The organism is Streptomyces sp. CB02400, from assembly GCF_001905725.1.
GTDB lineage: Bacteria > Actinomycetota > Actinomycetes > Streptomycetales > Streptomycetaceae > Streptomyces > Streptomyces atrovirens.
This window is the reverse complement of sequence record NZ_LIWB01000024.1, coordinates 88,110-108,742: the sequence shown is the minus strand read 5'-3', so window position 1 is coordinate 108,742 and position 20,633 is coordinate 88,110. Positions and strand designations below refer to the sequence as shown.

General features: G+C 73.0%; 15 protein-coding genes and 2 pseudogenes. 9 read left to right on the top strand and 8 right to left on the bottom strand.

The genetic code is table 11. The annotated features are described in order from the left end of the window. Positions 1–18: 18 nt before the first annotated feature. Together AMK33_RS36730 and AMK33_RS36725 are read right to left on the bottom strand one after the other, a co-directional pair. Positions 19–1,611 carry an SDR family oxidoreductase gene (locus AMK33_RS36730; protein ID WP_073937384.1) on the bottom strand — a complete coding sequence of 531 codons (1,593 nt, stop codon included), beginning with the start codon at positions 1,609–1,611 and terminating at the stop codon, positions 19–21. A 210-nt stretch (positions 1,612–1,821) separates the two neighbouring features. Continuing rightward, positions 1,822–3,948 carry an MMPL family transporter gene (locus AMK33_RS36725; RefSeq protein ID WP_073937383.1) on the bottom strand — a complete coding sequence of 709 codons (2,127 nt, stop codon included), beginning with the start codon at positions 3,946–3,948 and terminating at the stop codon, positions 1,822–1,824. Between the two features lie 75 nt (positions 3,949–4,023). On the opposite strand from AMK33_RS36725, the gene AMK33_RS36720 reads away from it, so the two are divergent. After that, positions 4,024–4,521 (top strand): MarR family winged helix-turn-helix transcriptional regulator, encoded by a 498-nt coding sequence (locus AMK33_RS36720; RefSeq protein ID WP_073937382.1) that lies wholly within the window; start codon positions 4,024–4,026, stop codon positions 4,519–4,521. A gap of 27 nt (positions 4,522–4,548) precedes the next feature. On the opposite strand, the gene AMK33_RS36715 is transcribed toward AMK33_RS36720, so the two are convergent. Then, positions 4,549–7,695: an amidohydrolase family protein gene (locus AMK33_RS36715; protein WP_073937381.1), complete on the bottom strand. Its 3,147-nt coding sequence runs from the start codon at positions 7,693–7,695 to the stop codon at positions 4,549–4,551. A 427-nt stretch (positions 7,696–8,122) separates the two neighbouring features. On the opposite strand from AMK33_RS36715, the gene AMK33_RS36710 reads away from it, so the two are divergent. The 3 genes from AMK33_RS36710 (at position 8,123) to AMK33_RS36700 (ending at position 10,714) form a co-directional block, all read left to right on the top strand. Next, complete coding sequence (locus AMK33_RS36710; RefSeq protein WP_079195114.1) at positions 8,123–8,983, top strand: SGNH/GDSL hydrolase family protein; 861 nt, start codon at positions 8,123–8,125, stop codon at positions 8,981–8,983. 243 nt (positions 8,984–9,226) lie between these two features. Next, positions 9,227–9,631: a pyridoxamine 5'-phosphate oxidase family protein gene (locus tag AMK33_RS36705; RefSeq protein ID WP_073937404.1), complete on the top strand. Its 405-nt coding sequence runs from the start codon at positions 9,227–9,229 to the stop codon at positions 9,629–9,631. A 387-nt stretch (positions 9,632–10,018) separates the two neighbouring features. Beyond that, positions 10,019–10,714, top strand: coding sequence for a response regulator (locus AMK33_RS36700; RefSeq protein ID WP_073937379.1), 696 nt, complete (start codon positions 10,019–10,021; stop codon positions 10,712–10,714). Between the two features lie 39 nt (positions 10,715–10,753). Here AMK33_RS36700 and AMK33_RS36695 read toward each other — a convergent pair whose 3' ends face one another. Beyond that, entirely contained in the window at positions 10,754–11,176 is a 423-nt protein-coding gene (locus AMK33_RS36695; protein ID WP_073937377.1) for a pyridoxamine 5'-phosphate oxidase family protein, read from the bottom strand. A 222-nt stretch (positions 11,177–11,398) separates the two neighbouring features. On the opposite strand from AMK33_RS36695, the gene AMK33_RS36690 reads away from it, so the two are divergent. The 4 genes from AMK33_RS36690 to narI are packed head-to-tail and all read left to right on the top strand — an operon-like array spanning position 11,399 to position 18,220. Beyond that, positions 11,399–15,091 (top strand): nitrate reductase subunit alpha, encoded by a 3,693-nt coding sequence (locus tag AMK33_RS36690; protein ID WP_073937402.1) that lies wholly within the window; start codon positions 11,399–11,401, stop codon positions 15,089–15,091. After that, positions 15,091–16,791, top strand: coding sequence for a nitrate reductase subunit beta (gene narH / locus AMK33_RS36685; RefSeq protein WP_073937376.1), 1,701 nt, complete (start codon positions 15,091–15,093; stop codon positions 16,789–16,791). Before AMK33_RS36690 ends, narH begins: the two co-directional genes overlap by 1 nt. Then, positions 16,788–17,456 carry a nitrate reductase molybdenum cofactor assembly chaperone gene (gene narJ / locus AMK33_RS36680; RefSeq protein ID WP_073937374.1) on the top strand — a complete coding sequence of 223 codons (669 nt, stop codon included), beginning with the start codon at positions 16,788–16,790 and terminating at the stop codon, positions 17,454–17,456. Before narH ends, narJ begins: the two co-directional genes overlap by 4 nt. Continuing rightward, entirely contained in the window at positions 17,453–18,220 is a 768-nt protein-coding gene (gene narI / locus AMK33_RS36675) for a respiratory nitrate reductase subunit gamma (RefSeq protein WP_073937373.1), read from the top strand. Before narJ ends, narI begins: the two co-directional genes overlap by 4 nt. A gap of 34 nt (positions 18,221–18,254) precedes the next feature. Here narI and AMK33_RS36670 read toward each other — a convergent pair whose 3' ends face one another. Then, a complete protein-coding gene (locus AMK33_RS36670; RefSeq protein WP_073937371.1) occupies positions 18,255–18,710 on the bottom strand; it encodes a Crp/Fnr family transcriptional regulator in 456 nt (151 codons plus the stop codon). 149 nt (positions 18,711–18,859) lie between these two features. Continuing rightward, positions 18,860–19,120 (bottom strand): twin-arginine translocase TatA/TatE family subunit, encoded by a 261-nt coding sequence (locus AMK33_RS36665; RefSeq protein WP_073937370.1) that lies wholly within the window; start codon positions 19,118–19,120, stop codon positions 18,860–18,862. Positions 19,121–19,220: 100 nt separating this feature from the next. Here AMK33_RS36665 and AMK33_RS44815 point away from each other — a divergent pair. After that, a pseudogene (locus tag AMK33_RS44815) lies at positions 19,221–19,808 on the top strand (M56 family metallopeptidase); the annotation flags it as partial. 37 nt (positions 19,809–19,845) lie between these two features. On the opposite strand, the gene AMK33_RS36655 reads toward AMK33_RS44815, so the two are convergent. Both AMK33_RS36655 and AMK33_RS36650 read right to left on the bottom strand, forming a co-directional pair. Beyond that, positions 19,846–20,301, bottom strand: a complete 456-nt coding sequence (locus AMK33_RS36655) for a tellurite resistance TerB family protein (RefSeq protein WP_073937368.1) — start codon at positions 20,299–20,301, stop codon at positions 19,846–19,848. 75 nt (positions 20,302–20,376) lie between these two features. After that, positions 20,377–20,633, bottom strand: a pseudogene (locus AMK33_RS36650) (sporulation protein); the annotation flags it as partial.

Below are 20,633 nucleotides of genomic sequence, written 5' to 3'. Positions count from 1 at the left end.
TGACCCACCGGACAGGCCCTAGTGACGGAGGCCCTTCGCCGGGCGGGTGCGGCCGGTTCGCCTGGCGCGTCCGGTGCGTCCGGTACGCCGCGCCCGTCCGTGCGCGCTCATGCCCTTGGCGGCGGCCTGCGCGATGTTGCGGGCCATGCCGCCGAAGACGACGGCGTGGAACGGCGAGACGCTCCACCAGTAGGCGTGGCCCAGCAGTCCGCGTGGATGGAACAGGGCACGCTGGCGGTACCGCGTGCGGCCCTCGGTGTCCGTTTCGGCGTACATCTCCAGCCAGGCGAGTCCGGGCAGCCGCATCTCGGCGCGCAGCCGCAGCAGACGGCCCGGCTCGATCTCCTCGACGCGCCAGAAGTCCAGCGAGTCGCCGACCCGCAGGCGCTCGGCGTCCCGCCGTCCGCGGCGCAGGCCGACCCCGCCGACGAACCGGTCCAGCCAGCCCCGGACGGCCCAGGCGAGCGGGAAGGAGTACCAGCCGTTGTCGCCGCCGATGCCCTCGACGACCTTCCACAGCGAGGCGCGGGACGCGTCGACGGGCAGTTCCCGTTCGTCCTGGTAGAGGCTGCCGCCGGCCCAGTCGGGGTCGGTGGGCAGCGGGTCGCTGGGGGCGCCGGGCACGGCCGCGGACGACCAGCGGGTGGCCACCTGGGCGTCCCGGACCTTGCGCAGCGCCAGGGCCAGCGCCTCGTCGAAGGGCAGCGGCCGGCCCGGAGGGTCGGGCACGTACCGGGCGATGTCGTGTTCCCGGCAGACGACCTCGTGGCGCAGCGACTCGGTCAGCGGCCGGGCGATGGCGGCGGGCACCGGGGTGACCAGGCCCACCCAGTGGCTCGAGAGCCCCGGGGTGAGGACCGGCACCGGCACGACGATCCGCCGCCGCAGCCCGGCGACCTCGGCGTAACGGCGCATCATCTCCCGGTAGGTCAGCACGTCCGGCCCGCCGATGTCGAAGGCCCGGTCGACGTCGGACGGCATGGTGGCCGAGCCGACGAGGTAGCGCAGCACGTCGCGGATCCCGATCGGCTGGACGCGGGTGTGCACCCAGCTCGGGGTCACCATCACGGGCAGGCGCTCGGTCAGGTAGCGCAGCATCTCGAACGAGGCCGACCCCGAGCCGATGACGACCGCCGCCCGGAGCACCGTGGCGGGCACCGGGGCGTCCAGGAAGACGCGCCCGACCTCGGCCCTGGAACGCAGGTGCGGGGAGAGGGAACGCTCGGGTACGCCCGCCGGGGTGAGTCCGCCGAGGTAGACGATCCGCCGTACCCCGGCGGCGTGCGCCCGCTCGGCGAAGATCCGGGCGGCGCGGCGGTCGGTGTCCTCGAAACCGGAGCCGGTTCCCAGGGCGTGCACCAGGTAGTAGGCGACGTCGACCCCGCGCATGGCCTCGGCGACGGAGGCGGCGTCCGTGACATCACCGCGGACGGTCTCGGCGTCCCGGGCCCAGGGATGGTCGCGGAGCTTGCCGGGGGAGCGGGCCAGGCACCGGACCCGGTGACCGGCCTCCAGCAGTTCGGGCACCAGACGTCCGCCGACGTATCCGGAGGCCCCGGTGACCAGGCAGCGCAGCCGCTCGCCGTTCCGCTGTCCGTACGTGTCCGCCACGAGTGCTCCTCTCAGGTGTGCGGTACGACTTCCCCCTTGGGTCCGATCATGAGTGCGGCGGTCGTGGTGTGCATGGGCGTCTCCCGCCGAAGGCGCCGGACGGTGCCGGCCGCCCACACGACCACTTCACCCGCTACCGGCCCCGTGGACGCACTCCGGCATGCCGCGAACGGCGTCCGGCCGGCCGCGGCCGGCCGGACGCCGCTCCGGTCACCGCCGCGGTCCGTGCGCCGGCGGCTTCGGCTCCTCGGCGGGCGCGGTGTTCCCGCGTGCCAGGGCGCTGGGCCACCATGCGCGGGGGCCGATGTCGATCACGAGCGCGGGCACCAGCAGCGAGCGGACCACGAGCGTGTCGAGCAGTACGCCGAAGGCCACGATGAAGGCGATCTGCACGAGGAACGCCAGCGGGATGACCGTCAGGGCCGCGAACGTGGCGGCCAGCACCACACCTGCCGAGGTGATCACGCCGCCGGTCGTGGTCAGTCCGCGCAGCACACCCTGCCGCGAGCCGTGCGCGAGCGCCTCCTCGCGCACCCGGGACATCAGGAAGATGTTGTAGTCGACGCCGAGGGCCACCAGGAACACGAACCCGTAGAGCGGGACGGACGCGTCCGTCCCGCTGAACCCGAGGAGATGCTCGAAGACGAGGGAGGAGACCCCCAGCGTCGCCAGGAAGTTGAGCGCGACGGTCGCCACCAGCAGCACCGGTACGAGCAGCGAGCGCAGCAGCAGCACGAGGATCAGCAGGATGATGCCGAGCACGACGGGGACGATCACCGTGCGGTCGTGCGCGGCGGTCTGCTGGGTGTCGTACTGCTGCGCCGTGTACCCGCCGACCAGGGCGTCGGCCCCGGGGACCGCGTGCACGTCGTCGCGCAGCCGCGCGACGGTCTCCTTGGCCGCGTCGCTGTCCGCCGCCGCGTCCAGCGTGGCGTCGATGCGGACCCGTCCGTCCACGACCTGCGGCTCACCGGTACCGGGCCGCCCCGAGGCGGAGACCGCGCCCGCCGACGCCACGCCCGCGGTGTCCTTCGCGGCGGCCGTCACCGCGTCGGCACGGTCGGCATCGGCGATGATCACGGCCGGATTGCCCGAGCCGCCGGGGAAGTGCTCGCCGATCGTCTCCTGGGCGGCGACGGAGGGCGCGTCGTTCACGAAGATCTCGTCGAGCGGCACGCCCTTCGCGGACAGCGTGGGCGAGAAGGCCGCCAGGGCGGCGAGGACGAGCCCGGTCACGACCCAGGTGAGGCGTGGCCGCGCGTCCACCCGCGCGGCGACCCGGCGCCATACCGCGTGGCCCTCCGCGGACGCGTCCGACGCCTTCGGGCGGGACGGCCAGTAGGCGGTACGGCCGACCAGGGCCAGCACGGCCGGCAGGAAGGTGAGCGTGGTGAGCACGGCGCACACGATGCCGATGGCACCGACCGGTCCGAGGGCGCGGTTGTTCGTGAGGTCACTGGCGAGCAGGGCCAGCAGCCCGAGCGCCACGGTGGCGGCGCTCGCGGTGATCGCGCCGAACGAGCGCCGCACCGCCGCCAGGGCGGCCGCGGCCCGGTCCCCGCGCACGGCGAGTTCCTCGCGGAAGCGCGCGGCCAGCAGCAGGGCGTAGTCGGTGGCGGCACCGATCACCAGGATGGACAGGATGCCCTGCACCTGTCCGTCGACGCGGACCACGTCCCGCTCCGCCAGCGCGTAGACCACGGCACAGGCCAGTCCCAGGGCGAAGACGGAGCCGAGGATGATCAGGAACGGCAGCAGGACGCTGCGGTAGACGAGCAGGAGGATCACCAGCACGGCGGCGAGCGCCACGCCCAGCAGCAGTCCGTCGATGCCCGCGAACGCGTCCGACAGGTCGGCCTGGCTCGCGGCCGGGCCGGCGATCTGCGCCTCGGTGCCCGGCACCTTCCGCGCCGCCGCACGCACCTCGTCGAGGACCGTGGGCAACTCCTCGCCGAGTTCGGGCTCGAGTTGGACGACGGCCTGCAGGGCCTGACCGTCCTCGGAGGGCAGGGCCGGTGACGGCCGGCCGACGATCCCGGTGCTTCCGGTGAGCGCGCCGACGGAGTCGGTGGCGGCTGCCCGCTGCGCCTCGGTGACCCGGTTCCCGTCCGCCGTCCAGACCACGATGGCCGGCAGGGTCTCGGACTGGTCGAACGCCTCACGCTCCTCGAGGACCTTGGTGGACTCGGCGCTCTGCGGCAGGAAGGAGGCCTGGTCGTTGGTGGCCACCTCACCCAGCTTGCCCGCGTACGGCCCGAGCGTTCCGCCCACGCCCAGCCAGACCAGCAGGAGAACGAGGGGCACGGTCCCCCGGGCCCAGCGCGGTGCGGTTCTCATGAACATCCTCAGCAGTGGAAAGAAATGTGTCGATGAATAAGTATCTCAATGATTGAGTGATCCTATACTAGGGGCATGAGTGACCCAGGTACCCCTTCGACACCTCTTCCGGTGGACGACCCGACGGGGTTGCAGTCGTTCGCCGTGCTGTTGCGTCGGATGAACAACGAGTTCAACCGTGTCGCTCAGGAGTTCGCCCACGCGCACGGCCTGCACCTCACCGATGTGCAGGCCCTGATCGCGATCCTGGACGCCGATCCGGACGGTGTGGGCGAGCCCATGACACCCGGCCGGCTGCGCAGGCAGCTCAACCTCACGTCCGGCGCGGTCACCGCGTGCGTCGACCGACTGGAGCGGGCGGGGCACATCCACCGGGTCAGGGCCGCCGACGACCGTCGTGTGGTCCACCTGCACTTCGCGGAGGCGGCCAGAGGACTGGCCAGGGAGTACTTCCGGCCGCTCGCGCGGAGCACCGACACCGCGCGGGGCCGTTTCACGCCCGACGAGCTCACAGTGATCGTCCGGTTCCTCGGTGAGATGAACCGCGAGCTCGTCCTGCTGCGCCGCGACTGAGCGGCTTCGGCACCCCGCGGGTTCGGCTCAGTCGCCGGAGTGACAGCAGGAGTTCCGGTGGAGGGTGTGGGCGACCTCGAGCCAGGTGGTGTTCCGGGGAGCGGGGGCGGGGGCCTGCCGGTGCGTGGCGGTGAGGTCGGCCTGGCGGTGGGGGACGCCGTCGCGCAGGACCAGGGGGATGTCGACGAGGGCGGCGAAGTCGGTGAAGGGGTCGCCGTCGACGACCGTGAGGTCGGCGATCCTGCCCGGCTCGACGGTGCCCAGGTCGGCGTCGAGGCCGAAGAGCCGGGCGGGAGTGGTGGTGACGGTGCGCAGGGCCTGGACGGGGGTGAAGCCGTGGGCGACGAGGGCGCGCAGGGCCAGGTGCAGGGACAGGCCGACGGGCACCAGGGGGGAGTCGGTGCCCAGGGCGAGGGTGGCGCCGTGCGCGGCCAGCCGCCGGTAGTTGCCCATCTCGATGGCCAGGGCACGCCGCTGCTCGGCCGTGGGCTCGGTCTTGGCGCGTTCCTGGACGGCGGCGACGTCCCAGGGCGGCAGGAGGGCGAGGACGCGGGGGTCGTCGGCCAGGGCGGGGTCGGCGCCGAGCAGGGCCTGGGCGGTGAACGGGGTGGCGATCAGCGCGAAGGAGCCGTCGGCGTACTGCTCGAGGAGATCCTGGTGGAGGTGGCCGGTGGGGGTGGTGGCATGGCCGTACGCCAGGCGCTGGGTGGCCTGCAGATGGGTGGTCAGGTCCTGGCCGGCGGCCCGCCCCGGGGAGCACAGGTGGCTGCCGCAGGGAACGCCGAGGCGGTGGGCGGCCTCGGCGGCCTCGGCCATGGCCCGGCCCGGAGCGCGTACGTAGGTCTTGACGAAGTCGGCATCGAGCGCGGTGACGCGCTCAAGGGTGCGCCGCAGACCGGCGTGGGTGCGGTGGGCGCGGCCCTTGGCGTAGGCGGTGCGGGGGCCGTCGATGAGCTCCGCGCAGGCCAGCATGCGCGGACCCGTGCTGTGGCCGGCGGCGAGGGATTCGCGCAGCCGGACCGCCTCGTACAGGGGTGCGCCCATGCAGGCGGTGGTGGTGATGCCGTAGGCGAGCGCCGCGAGGTGCTGCCGGGCACCGTAGGTGGCGGTGTAGGGATGGGTGTGGCTGTCGAACAGGCCGGGGACGACGGTGTGGTCCGAGGCGTCGAGGGTGCGGTGGCCCGGGCGGCGTGCCCGGTGGGGTTCGACGGTGGTGATCCGGCCGCCCTCGACGAGGATGTCGACGTCCTGGCGCACGGTGGTGCCGGTGCCGTCCCACAGCCGGCCCGCGTGGACGCGCAGCGGCTCGTGGCGCGGGCGCTGTCCGGTGGTCAGCAGGACGGGGAGCGTACGGGTGCGGGACGGAACCCGTTCCTCGTCGAGGGAGAGCAGGCGCAGCCGGCCCGAGGAGAGGTAGAGCAGGGTGGCGGAGTCGCCGGCCCAGCAGGCGTGGTCGGCCGGCTCGTCGGTCAGCCGGCGCACCGGGCCGGCCGGGGTGCCGTCGGCGGTGACGGGCAGCAGGTGCAGGGCCGATTCGGCGATCAGGGCCATCCAGCGGCCGTCGGGGGACCAGACGGGGCCCGCGGCGGCACGGTCGGCCAGCGACTGGTGGTCGGCCGGCAGATGGCGCCGTTCGGCGCCGGTGCGGGTGTCGACGACGCGGATGAGGTGGTAGCCCTCACGGAAGCGGTGGTTGAGCCGGTTGCGGTCGCAGAAGGCCACGTACCGGCCGTCGGGTGACCATGTGGGGGCGCCGGGCGGCCCGTCGGTGGCCATGGGCCGGGCCAGCACCCGCTCGGCGCCGGTGGCCAGGGTGCGCAGCAGCAGGTTGCCGGTGACGTCCTGGCAGGCCAGGAGGGTGCCGTCCGGGGACAGCGCGGGACACAGGCGGCCCTGGCCGGTGACCGGCTCGTCGTGCCCGTCGTCCGGACGCAGACGGCGTACGGCCGTCAGCCCGTCCCGGTCGGTGCAGTACAACAGGGTGCGCCCGTCCGGGGCCCACACGGGCATCTGCAGATGGTGGACGGGGGAGGCCTGGACGAGCTTGCGGGGCGCGCCGCCGACGTCCATCAGCCACAGCGCGTTCAACGCCACGAACGCCACGCTGCCCCCGTCGGGGGAGAGGGCGGGCAGATGGATCCCGCGCACCGGGACGGGCCGGGCCGGGTACCGGTTCCGCGGTCCGACCCGCCGGCGCGGCCGGGGCATCGGCATCCGGGCGGTGAAGGCGACCTCCTCCACCGGCGCGGACGAGTCCAGCGTACGGATGCGGATGCGGCCGTCGGCCACGTACAGCAGCCGGTCCTCGTCCAGCCAGCACGGTGGTGCCGCCGCCAGGTCCTCGTCGTCCGTGACGACCCGGCCGTCGACCATCAGCACCGCCTTGGCGGCCGGCAGGGACGGCGAGGAACCGGTTCCGGACAGACGCAGGCAGGCGATCCGGCCCGCCGGGGAGACGGACGGGCACAGCAGCCGGCCCGAGCCGACGCTGTGCACCACCCGCGCCTCGCCGCCCGCGGCCGGTACGCGTACGAGGGCCCGGCCGCCGTCGCTCGCGCCGTCCGGGGTGTGGGCGGCACGGACGCACACCACCGAGCGCCCGTCCGGACACCACGCGGCATCGAGATCCTCGAAGTCCCCGCCGGTCAACCGCCGCACGCGGCCGTCGCGCACGTCGAGGACCCACAGGCCGAACGCGCTGCCGGCCACCGCGTCGCCGCCGCGCTCGGAGGAGAACACCAGCCGGGTGCCGTCGGGAGACCAGGCCGGCCCGCGATCGTCCCAGGGGCCGTCGGTGAGCCGGCGCAGCCCGCTGCCGTCGGCCCCCATCGTCCACAGGTGGAAGGTGCCGTCCCGGTAGCCGCACAGCGCCACCGTCCCGCCGTCGGGCGACAGGGCCGGAGCGGTCGCCTCCAGTTCCCAGTCCGTCAGCCGCGTCGCCGCGCCGCCCCCGCGGGGGACCCGCCACAGCACGCCCTGCACCTCGGCGATCAGGAGCTTCCCGTCGCGGGAGGCGGTGACCGACCCACCGGTCATCTCTTCGTAGCGCAAGACCTGGTCCTCCCCGGCGGCGGAAGCGGCCTCGGCCCGGGTCGCCACCGGGGAGAGAGCCCCCGTCAGCCCCGCCGCGGAGACCCCCAGAAAGCCGCGTCGGCTGACGGAACCGGAACTCATCTCGGCCTGCCTCCTGATCGGTTCACCGGCTGGAAACTCCGCGGGAGGACACGCCGGGAACGCGGCCCCGCACCCAGGACCCGCTCGACGTCCCGTCACTCCGACGCCGGCCCCCGGCACTTCGCCGCCCGCGAGCCGCGCCCGGCGCCCCGTGAGCCGGGTCCGGCGTACGACGCGGCGACGCACGCCACCCCGTGCGGAGCCGGGCCCCGTGCACACATCGTGCCGACCGGCGGGAAAGTCCCGGCCCGCCACGCCGGACAGCGCCAGTAGTCATACCGGCTGCGGCAAGCATCAAGGGGCCGTGCCGCACGCCGTCATCCGGCGGGAGTACTGAGCCGAGGTCCGCCGTGCGGCGGCATGCCCGCTCGGGCATGCTCATCGCGAGGCATACCCGTACATTCCGACCCGTCGGACGGAGGCGTCCTTGAAGACGACCCTGCGCATAGCCCTGGCCACCGCACTGTCCACCGGTGCCCTGTCGGCCGTGGCACCGGTCACGGCCGCGTCGACCACGGCCGAACCCCCGCGGTACGTCGCGCTCGGCGATTCCTACGCGGCCGCACCGCTGGTGCCACCGCCCGATCCGGCCGACCCGATGTGCCTGCGTTCCCTGGCCGGCTATCCGCACATCGCGGCCGAGGCCCTCGGCGCGCACCTCACCGACGTCACCTGTTCCGCCGCCACCACCGACCACCTGAGCACGTCCCAGTACCCGGGCACCGCCCCCCAGTACGACGCGCTCACACCCGCCGCCGACATCGTCAGCATCACCATCGGCGGCAACGACGCCGACGTCTTCGGCGAAGCGCTGGCCTGCGTCAACATCCTGCCCCCGCCCTACGGCACCAGCTGCGCGGAGGAGAACACCGCGGGCGGTACCGACAGGATCAGGGCCCGCATCGACGCCTGGGCACCGGCCTTCGGCACCGTCCTGGACGAGATCACCCGGCGCGCGCCGAACGCCGAGGTCTTCGTCGTCGGTTACGGCAACTACCTCCGCCCCGACGGCTGCCACCCCATCCAGCCCTTCTGGAAGCAGGACGCCAACTACATCCAGGGCGTGGTCGACCACCTCGGCGCCGTACTGAGACGAACGGCCGAAGAGCACGGTGCGACCTTCGTCGACACCTACACCCTGGGGATCGGACACGACATCTGCGCCGCCCCCGCCGACCGCTACATCGAGGGCCTGGTCCCCACCCGCCCGGCCGCACCCCTGCACCCCAACGCTGAGGGGGCCCGGGCCGTCGGAGACGCCGTGGCCACGGCTGTCCGCGCGGCGTAGGCGCCGTTCCGTGGGACGGACACCTCACTGGCGAAGGCGTCCGGAGAACGCGGTACGGGCCGAAGCGCGGCGCCCGTGACGGCCGGGCCGTTCTCCGGGGGGAGCGGGACCGTCGGCCCTCATCTTCCGGCCGCGCCCGGCCCAAGGCGGAAGGAGACAGGACCGCCGCACCGGACGAAGGGCGAAGGAGGACCGGCGAGGTACCCCGATGACGGTTTCCGTGAACTCGGGCGGCAGGAGTGCCTGGAGCTGATGGCCGGGGTGCCCGTCGGCCGCACCGTCTTCACGCGCCGGGCCCTGCCCGCCGTGCTGCCCGTCAACTTCCGCCTGGCGGCCGACGGCGCGGTCCTGCTGCGTACCGCCGCCGGTTCGGAACTGGTCCGCGCGGTCGACGGCGCGGTGGTCGCCTTCGAGGCCGACGACGTCGACGCCGCCCGGCAGTCCGGCTGGAGCGTCGTCGTCACGGGCCCGGCCACGGTGGTGACCGACCTCGCCGAACACCGGCGCCTGGCCCGCACCGGACCGGTCTCCCGGGCGCCCTCGGCGCGGGAGGTCTTCGTCCGCGTCGAGACCGAGCCGGTCACCGGGCGCGAGCTCGTCGGCGGACGCTCCCTGTACGGAGTGCCCCTGGCGGTCGCGGACGGGTGACGGCCGCCGACGGGCCCGGAGCGGGGGCCCTGTCGTCCCGGACGACAGGCCCCTTCCCGCACCGGGTCCGGACCGGTTCCCGCGTCCGCCGGGCTCCGCCCGCTGACGGGCCGCGCCTTCAGGCCGGACGGCGCGTCGAGCATGTCGACGAGTCCGTTCGCCGGCCACCACCCGGTCCGCGGCGCGGTCCTCCTCGCCCCGCGGGCGCCGGCCCACGGCACCGGGGCCTCGGACGCCCCCGCCCACCGACGGAGACGCCCCTCGCTCCCACCCGCGCGAGTGGGGCCGATCGGCCCTGGTCGCACGGCCCGGGATTGCGCAAGATGTGAGGGCCGGGGGTTTTCGGACGGCGTGGACGGTCACACAGCGTGGAACGAGGAGCAATCGATGGCGGACGGCGAGCAGCCCGGACCCGACAGCCCGATCCGGGTCTTCCTGCTGGACGACCACGAGGTGGTCCGGCGAGGGGTGCACGACCTGCTGAACGACGAACCGGACATCACCGTGGTCGGCGAGGCCGCCACCGCGGAGCAGGCCCTGGTCCGCGTCCCCGCCCTGCGCCCCCAGGTCGCGGTCCTGGACGTACGGCTGCCGGACGGGGACGGGGTGAGCGTGTGCCGCGAGCTGCGCTCGGCCATGCCCGACCTGGCCTGTCTGATGCTGACCTCGTTCGACGACGAGGAGGCCCTGCTCGACTCGATCATGGCCGGCGCCTCCGGATACGTACTGAAGCAGATCCGCGGCTCCGACCTGGTGACCGCCGTACGCACGGTGGCCCGCGGCCAGTCGCTGCTCGACCCGAGCGCCACCACCCGGCTGATGGCCCGGCTGCGCGGCGGACAGCAGAAGGAGGAGGAGCAGCCGGACGCGCTGCCCGGGCTGACCGAGCGGGAGCGCGAGATCCTGGCCCTGATCGGTGAGGGACTGACCAACCGCCAGATCGGCCAGCGGCTGTACCTGGCCGAGAAGACGGTCAAGAACCACATCTCCCGGCTGCTGGCCAAGCTCGGTGTGGAGCGCCGTATCCAGGCCGCCGTCATCGCCACCCAGGTCCAGGACCGACTGCGGCAGGAGGGCCGCTGACGGCCGACGCGGCGGGCCGCGCCGGCCGTCAGCCGAGGCTCACCGCCCGGCCGTCGCCCCCCTGAGCTCGCGTCCGGTGACCATCTCGGCCTCGATGCGCACGAACACCGTCTCCCGCAGCGGCATCCACGAGGCCGGACCGGTCCGTACGAGCCGTTCGTGCTCGGCCGGATCGGTCACCACGGTGGCCCGTCCGGTGACGATCACGCTCCAGCCGGAGCGGGTCTCCGCCTGGAACTCGTCCGCCTCGAAGGCGACCACGGTGCCGTCGACGGCGCGTACGAGGTCCGAGCCCGGGGAGGTGGCCAGGAGCACGGAGGCGTCCGTGTCCAGGGAGAAGTTGACGGGCAGGACCGCGGGCAGGGCCTGCCGGGTGTAGATCACACGGCCGACCGGCACCCCGGCCAGCAGGCGGAGGCACTCCTGCCGGTCGAGCGCGCGAAAGGCATCGTTCCGGGACATCGCCCCATCGTCGCCGCGAGCCCGGTCGGGTGGTAGGGCCGACCGGCCCCACCACCCGACCGGCCCCCTTTCCGCGTTCGTGGTGTGGCTGTTGACCTTTCGGAGGACACGGGTCATAGAGTCGTGTGCGGTGTAACCGATCACGAGTCGAACGGGCAGGCATGCCCGGAGCGGAGTGGCACGGTGAGCACGCGGACCGGCACGGCGCGGACCCGGGCGGGCATGGACGGCGAGCTGGCGGAGGCGCTGGTGCGCAGCCGCCGCTACTTCACCGGAGCCGAGGTCTCCGAGGATCTGCGCTCGCTGCACCGCAAGGGCGGCCGCCAGGCGGACGAGTTCTACCGGGACCGCTGGTCGCACGACAAGGTGGTGCGCTCCACCCACGGCGTCAACTGCACCGGTTCCTGCTCGTGGAAGGTGTACGTCAAGGACGGCATCATCACCTGGGAGGCCCAGCAGACGGACTACCCGTCCGTCGGCCCGGACAGTCCCGAGTACGAGCCGCGCGGCTGCCCCCGAGGGGCGGCCTTCTCCTGGTACACGTACTCGCCCACCCGCGTGCGCTACCCCTACGTACGCGGTGTGCTGCTGGGGATGTACCGCGAGGCCAAGGCCCGGCTCGGCGATCCGGTGGCGGCCTGGGCGGACATCGTCTCCGACCCCGAGCGCTCCCGCCGCTACAAGCGGACCCGCGGCAAGGGCGGTCTGGTGCGGGCGAGCTGGGCCGAGGCGGCGGAGATGGCCGCCGCCGCGCACGTCCACACCGTCAAGGAGCACGGTCCGGACCGGCTGGCCGGGTTCTCCCCGATCCCCGCCATGTCGATGGTGTCCCACGCCGCCGGGGCCCGTTTCTACTCCCTGCTCGGCGGGGTGATGCTCTCCTTCTACGACTGGTACGCCGACCTGCCCGTCGCCTCGCCGCAGGTGTTCGGCGACCAGACCGACGTACCGGAGTCCGGGGACTGGTGGGACGCCGGGTATCTGGTCATGTGGGGTTCCAACCTGCCGGTGACCCGCACCCCGGACGCCCACTGGATGGCCGAGGCCCGCTACCGGGGCCAGAAGGTCGTCGCCGTGTCGCCGGACTACGCGGACAACGTGAAGTTCGCCGACGAGTGGCTGCCCGCGCAGCCCGGCACGGACGGCGCGCTGGCGATGGCCATGGGGCACGTCGTCCTCAAGGAGTTCTTCGCCGACCGGGAGACCCCGTACTTCACCGACTACGTCAAGCGGTACACGGACCTGCCGTTCCTGGTGACCCTGGACGAGGCGACCGGGGACGGGGCGGAGCCGGGCACCTACACGCCGGGCAAGTTCCTGACCGCCGCGGACCTCGGCGGCGCGCCCGCCCGGGCCGAGCACGCGGAGTTCCGGACGGTCCTGCTGGACGGGGCCACGGGCGCGCCGGTGGTGCCGAACGGCACCCTCGGCGACCGCTTCGGCGACTCCGGCGCCGGCAAGTGGAACCTCGACCTCGGTGACACCCGGCCCCTGCTGTCCGCCGAGGGGGACGGCGAGGCGCCGGTCGCCGTCGAACTGCCCCGCTTCGACGCCCCGGACGGCACCGCCGCACGCCTGCGGCGCGGGGTCCCCGTACGCAGGGTCGCCGGGCGGCTGGTCACCACGGTGTACGACCTGCTGCTGGCCCAGTACGGAGTGGCCCGCGAGGGGCTCCCCGGGAACTGGCCCACCGGCTACGACGACGCGAGCGAGCCCTGCACCCCGGCCTGGCAGGCGGCGATCACGGGCGTGGACGCGGGCAGGGCGGCGCGGATCGCCCGCGAGTTCGCCGCCAACGCGGAGGAGTCCCGCGGCCGTTCGATGATCGTCATGGGGGCGGGCACCAACCACTGGTTCCACTCCGACACCATCTACCGGGCGTTCCTGACCCTGACCACCCTCACCGGCTGCCAGGGCGTCAACGGCGGCGGCTGGGCGCACTACGTCGGCCAGGAGAAGGTCCGCCCGATCACCGGCTACTCGGTGATCGCCACGGCCTCCGACTGGAACCGGCCGGCCCGCCAGATGATCCAGACCGCCTACTGGTACCTGCACGGCGACCAGTTCCGCTACGACCCGTTCTCCGCCGACACCCTCGCCGCCGCGGGCGGCGGCGGACCGTTCGCAGGGAAGACCACGGCGGACGTGATCGCCCAGTCGGCGCGGCTCGGCTGGATGCCGTCGTACCCGACCTTCGACCGCAACCCGCTGGACCTGGCCGACGAGGCCGACGCCGCGGGACGCCCGCCCGGCGACCACGTGGTGGAGGAACTCAAGGCCGGGCGGCTGAAGTTCGCCGGCGAGGACCCGGACGCGCCCGAGAACTTCCCCCGGGTGCTCACCGTGTGGCGGGCCAACCTGCTGGGCTCCTCGGCCAAGGGCAACGAGTACTTCCTCAAACACCTCCTCGGCACCGACTCCTCGGTGCGCGCCGCCGAGGCACCGCCCGACGCCCGCCCCCAGGATGTGGTGTGGCGGGAGGAGGCACCCGAGGGCAAGCTCGACCTGCTGCTCACCCTCGACTTCCGCATGACCAGCACCACCGTCTACTCCGACATCGTGCTGCCCGCCGCGACCTGGTACGAGAAGTACGACCTGTCCAGCACGGACATGCACCCCTTCGTGCACTCCTTCAACCCGGCGATCGCCCCGCCCTGGCAGACCCGTACCGACTTCGACATCTTCCACACCCTCGCCGAGGAGTTCAGTCGTCAGGCCGCCGACCACCTCGGCGTGCGCAAGGACCTGGTCGCCGCGCCGCTGCTGCACGACACCCCCGACGCGCTGGCCACCCCGCACGGCAGGGTGCGGGACTGGAAGGCGGGGGAGTGCGAGCCCGTTCCGGGCCGTACGATGCCGAAGCTGATCACCGTCGAACGCGACTACGCGGCCGTCGCCGACAAGATGGGCGCCCTCGGCCCCCTGCTGGACTCCCTGGGCGCCACCACCAAGGGCATCACCTTCGAGGTCGACAGAGAACTCGACCACCTGCGGCACAAGAACGGCACCGTACGCGGGGGAGTGGCAGACGGCCGCCCCTCGATCGCCCGTGACGTGCACGCCTGCGAGGCGATCCTCGCCCTGTCCGGCACCACCAACGGACACCTCGCCACGCAGGGCTTCCACACCCTGGAGGCCCGCACCGGCACACGGCTCGCCGACCTCGCCGCCGAGCACGAGGGCAAGCGGATCACCTTCGCCGACACCCAGACCGCCCCGGTCCCCGTCATCACCTCGCCGGAGTGGTCCGGTTCGGAGACCGGCGGGCGGCGTTACTCACCGTTCACCGTCAACGTCGAGCGGCTCAAGCCCTGGCACACCCTCACCGGCCGCCAGCACTTCTACCTCGACCACGACTGGATGACCGCCCTCGGCGAGCAACTCCCCGTGTACCGGCCGCCGTTGAACATGCACGCGCTCTTCGGTGAGCCGCGCCCCGGCGAGACGGGCGAACTCGGCGTGACCGTGCGCTACCTGACCCCGCACAACAAGTGGTCCATCCACTCCGAGTACCAGGACAACCTCTTCATGCTGTCCCTGTCACGGGGCGGCCCGTCCGTCTGGATGAGCACGCGGGACGCGGCGAAGATCGGCGTGCGGGACAACGACTGGATCGAGGCCGTCAACCGCAACGGCGTCGTCGCCGCCCGCGCGATCGTCTCGCACCGCATGCCCGAGGGCACCGTGTACATGTACCACGCCCAGGACCGGCTCATCGACGTCCCCCGCACCGAGACCACGGGCCGGCGCGGCGGCATCCACAACTCCCTGACCCGGCTGCTGATCAAACCCAGCCATCTCATCGGCGGCTACGCGCAGTTGAGCTACGCCTTCAACTACCTCGGCCCGACCGGCAACCAGCGCGACGAGGTGACCGTCATCCGCCGCCGCACCGACCAGGAGGTGGAGTACTGATGCGCGTCATGGCCCAGATGGCGATGGTGATGAACCTCGACAAGTGCATCGGCTGCCACACCTGTTCGGTCACCTGCAAGCAGGCGTGGACCAACCGCACCGGCGTCGAGTACGTGTGGTTCAACAACGTGGAGACCCGTCCCGGCCAGGGCTACCCCCGCCGCTACGAGGACCAGGAACAGTGGCGCGGCGGCTGGGAGCTGAACAGGAAGGGCCGGCTCGCGCTCAAGGCGGGCGGCCGGTTCAAGAAGCTGATCACCATCTTCGCCAACCCCGTCCTGCCGTCCCTGGACGACTACTACGAGCCCTGGACGTACGACTACGAGACCCTGACCGACGCCCCGCTTCAGGAGCACACCCCGGTCGCCCGCCCCAAGTCCCTGATCACCGGCAAGGACATGAAGATCTCCTGGTCGGCCAACTGGGACGACGACCTCGGCGGATCGGCGGCGACCGGCGAGAAGGACGTCCTCCTCGACGAGCTCTCGGAGAAGATCAGGTTCGAGTTCGAGCAGACCTTCATGTTCTACCTGCCGCGCATCTGCGAGCACTGCCTCAACCCGTCCTGCGCGGCCTCCTGCCCCTCCGGCGCGATCTACAAGCGGGAGGAGGACGGCATCGTCCTGGTCGACCAGGACAGGTGCCGCGGCTGGCGGATGTGCGTGACCGGATGCCCGTACAAGAAGGTGTACTTCAACCACCGCACCGGCAAGGCCGAGAAGTGCACCTTCTGCTTCCCGCGCGTCGAGGTCGGCCTGCCCACCGTCTGCTCCGAGACCTGCGTCGGCCGGCTGCGCTACATCGGGCTCGTCCTCTACGACGCCGACAAGGTGCTGGAAGCCGCCTCCACCCCCGACGACACCGGCCTCTACGAGGCCCAGCGGCAGGTCTTCCTCGACCCGGACGACCCCGAGGTGATCGCCGCGGCGGAGCGCGCGGACATCCCCCGCGACTGGATCGAGGCCGCCCGGCGCTCCCCGGTCCACGCCCTGATCAACAGGTACGAGGTGGCGCTGCCGCTGCACCCGGAGTACCGCACCATGCCCATGGTCTGGTACATCCCGCCGCTCTCCCCGGTCGTCGACGCCGTACGGGACACCGGCCACGACGCCGAGGACCACCGCAACCTGTTCGCCGCCGTCGACGCCCTGCGCATCCCCGTCGACTACCTCGCCCAGCTCTTCACCGCCGGCGACCCGGCCCCCGTGGACGCGGTGCTGCGCCGCCTGGCCGCCATGCGCGCCTACCTGCGCGACATCAACCTCGGACGCGAGCCGGACGCCTCCATCCCCGAGGCCGTCGGCATGGGCGAGGAGCAGATGTACGACATGTACCGGCTGCTCGCCCTCGCCAAGTACGACGAGCGGTACGTCATCCCGCCCGCCCACGCCGAACAGGCCCACAGCCTGGAGGAGCTGGCCACCGAGTGCAGCCTCGACTACGAGGGCGGCCCCGGCATGGGAGGCTCCGGCCCCTTCGGCGAGGCGTCCGGCGGTGCCGCGCCCATCGCGGTCGAGAACTACCGCGCCCTGCGCGACCGGCAGCTCTCCGACACCCACGCCGCCCCCACGGACAAGGCCGGCCGCGTCAACCTCCTGAACTGGGACGGCAAGAGCAGCCCACCCGGGCTCTTCCCGCCGAACCGGGCCGAGCGGGGCGCCGGCCCGGACGGCGGCGGAGAGGCCGAACCGAAGCCATGAGGAACAGACTCAAGCTCAGGCCCGCCCAACGCGTCCAGCCGTGGCACACCTACGCCTGGCAGCTCCAGTCCCTGCTTCTCGGCTACCCCGACGAGCAGCAGGCCGGCCATCTCACCCTGGTCCGGCGGGCCGCCCCCGAACTGCCCGCCCCGGTGCGCGACCCCCTGCTCCGCTTCACCGAGCACGCCGAGAGCACCGGCGCCGAGGCGCTGGCCACCGCCTACGTCGCCACCTTCGACCATCGCAAGCGCTGCTGCCCGTACCTCACCTACTACGCCCACGGCGACACCCGTAAACGGAGCCTCGCCCTGGTCCGGCTGAAACAGACCTACGCCAGGGGCGGCCTGCGGCTGACCGACGACGAGCTGCCCGACCACCTCGCCGTCGTCCTGGAGTTCGCCGCCACCGACCCGGTGACCGGACTCAAGCTGCTCACCGAACACCGGGCGGGCCTGGAACTGCTCCGCCTCACCCTGCACGACGACCGCTCCCCGTGGGCCGGCCTGCTGGACTCCGTCTCCGCGACGCTGCCCGCGCTCGCCGGTGACGAACGCGAGGCGGTCGCCCGGCTCGCCGCCGAGGGACCGCCCGGGGAACAGGTCGGCCTCGACCCCTACGCGCCGCCGCGGTACACGCCCGCCCCACCGGCAGGAGGCCCCCGATGACCGCACCCGAGCGAGCCGTCACCCTGGCCGTGGAGTCCGGCACCGGCGGCATCCTGCTGTGGGTCGTCCTGCCGTACATCAGCCTCGCGGTCTTCGTCCTCGGCCACATCTGGCGCTACCGCTACGACAAGTTCGGCTGGACCACCCGCTCCTCCCAGCTCTACGAACGGCGCCTGCTGCGCATCGGCAGCCCGCTGTTCCACTTCGGCATCCTCGTCGTGGCGCTGGGACACATCGGCGGTCTGGTCATCCCCGAGAGCTGGACCCACGCGGCCGGCATCAGCGAGCACGCCTACCACGTCATCGCGGTGGTACTCGGCACCATCGCCGGCGTCTGCACCCTGGGCGGACTGGCCATCCTGATCTACCGGCGGCGCACCGTCGGCCCGGTCTTCTCCGCCACCACCGTCAACGACAAGGCGATGTACCTCTCCATGACCGTGACCATCGGGCTGGGCCTGGCCGCGACCGTGGTGGCGAACATCGCCGGCGGCGGCTACGACTACCGCGAGACCATCTCGCCCTGGTTCCGCTCGATCTTCTGCCTCCAGCCCGACCCGGACCTGATGACCGGCATCCCGGTCCTCTTCCAGCTCCACGCCGTCAGCGCCCTGCTGCTCTTCGCCGCCTGGCCCTTCACCCGGCTCGTCCACATGCTCACGACCCCGCTGGGCTACCTCACCCGTCCCTACATCGTCTACCGCAGCCGCGACGTCCGGCTCGGCGCCCGCGCACCCCACCGGGGCTGGGAACGCACGGGCTGACCGGGCGGCCTGTGCGGGCGCCCGGCCGCGGACGTCAGTTGCTTCCGCTGCCGTACGGGGCGTACAGGTCGAGCAGCCGGACCCGGGTGGCGTGCAGCCGCTGGGCGACCACCCGGCCGACCCACACGGCGATCATGCGGCCGAACCCGGGGTCCTCGTCGCACAGCGTCCGTACGGCCTCCGCGTCGAACTCCCAGGCCCGCACCGGGCTCGTGGTCTCGGCGCCCAGGTGCCACAGGCGCGGCGGGTAGTGCCAGGACCAGCCGATCAGCTCGCCGTGGCCCAGCGACTCGATCACGACCGCGCGGTGACCGGGGACCTGGAGGTCGAGGGCGACGCCTCCGGTCCGGACGATCCAGAACCGGTCGGCACGCCGTCCTTCCTCGAACAGGCGTGCCCCGGCCGGGAAGGAGACCTCGCGGGCGTGCCGCATCAGTCCTTCGCGGTACGCGGCCGGGAGACCCGCGCTCAGAGTGGTGGTGGATGTCATCGCCCGTCTCCTTCCGTGCCCGCCGCCACAGCCGAACGGCGGCTTCGGTGTCCCCGGTGCCAGCGTGTGCCCGGCCGGGGGGAGACGCCAAGGGCCGCCCGGCCCCGTCCGAGGGACCTTCGGCCCAGCCGGTGGTCGGGGCGGGCCCGTCATCCGGCCGGACGGCCCTCCGGCGGCGTGCCGTCGGTCCGCTCGGAACCGGGGGCGGACGGCGGCAGTGTCTCGCCCTGGATGATCCGTGGGGCCGCAGGCGCCTCCTCCGCCTTGTCCTGCTCCTTCATCGCGCGCGCCTCGGCCTTGAGGATGCGGGCCGACTTGCCCGCCGAGCGGGTGAGTTCCGGGAGCTTCTTGGCGGCGAGGACGGCTATGACGACGATGAGGATGACGGCCAGCTCGCTCAGTCCGAACATGGGTGCACTGCTCCTTCTCCGTGGCACGGGCGGCCCGAGCAGAATCTACATCACTGTAGATAAGAGTGGGGGTGGCGTACGGGCTCCGGGGGCGTCTATCCGGGCGCTGGCCGGGTCGCGGGGGACGGAGGCCGCGGTCCTGCCGGACGACGTGCCCTACGCCTACGCGTTGCCGGGCGGCCGGCGGGACCGTGTCGTGGTGACCACGGCCATGCTGGATTGCCTGGAGCCGGCCGAGCGCCGGGCGCTGTTCGCCCACGAACGCGCCCACCTCGCCGCCCGTCACCACCGTTTCCTGCTCGCGGTTCAGCTGGCCGCGCGGGCCAACCCCTTCCTGCGGCCGTTGCGGACGGCGGTGGCGTACACGGCGGAGCGGTGGGCGGACGAGGACGCGGCCCAGGCGGTCGGCAGCCGCCGTACCGTGGCCCGGGCGATCGGCAAGGCGGCCCTGGTCTCTCGCAGCACTCCGGTGGCCACCCTGGCCGGCTTGGCCGCGGCGGGCCCGGTGCCGCGCCGGGTGGCGGCCCTGCTCGGGCCCGCTCCGGCGGCGCGCAGCTGGCCGTCGCTGTTCACCCTGGTGGGCCTGGCGGTGTGGGGCGCGGCGGTGGGGGCTGCCGTGTCGGCGATGTCGTCCGCGAACTCCGCCGTGACGATGGTCCTCATCCTGTACGCGGCCACGCCCCTGTGACCCCGCGGCGGGCCGGCCGCCGCGGGGCCGGGGCCGGTCAGAGGTCGAACTCGTGGGGCGGCAGGTCGAGGGCGTAGCACGCCTCGCGGACCACGGCCCGCTCGTCCTGGTCGAAGTCGCCGTCGGCGCCGCCGATGACGATGCCGATCTGGACGACGGCCCGTGCCTCGGCGGGTTTCTTCTTCGCCTTGGCGATCTCCTGCAGGACGCTCACCTTGCCGAAGGCGAAGTCGGTGGTGAGCTTGCCGATGTTGTCCTCGAAGCGGCGGCGCAGGTCGTCGGCGGGGAAGTTCCGCAGCACCTCGTTGGCGGCGATGAGCTGGGCCACGCGCTGCCGCTCGGACGGGTCGACGCTGCCGTCGGCGGCCGCCACCAGGGCGCACATCGCCATGCTCGCGTCGCGGAAGGCACCGCTCTTGAGGTCGTTCTTCTTCGCCATGAGCTGGGTCTGCATCGTCGACGCGGACTCCTTGAAGCGGTCCCACAGGGCCATGAGCACTCCGTACGGGTCGGGAGGCGCCCGGACCGGGGTGCACCGGGCGCCGTAACTTCTACAGTAGTGTAGAAGTTACTCCTCCTCTCCCTCGCCTTCGAAGAAGTCCCCGACCTCGTCGACGACTTCGGCCGCGACCATGCCGCCGACGACGCCGACCGCGAGACCGGCGGCGCCCGCGGCGACGACGGTGCCCATGCCGGGACCGGAACGGTGGTGGTCGTCGTGGTGCCCGCCGTGCCCGCCGTGCCCGTGCCCGGCGTACGGGTCACCGTGGCCGTAGGCACCGTGGGAGCCGTGCGACGCCCGCCGTTCGACCAGCTGGCGGATCC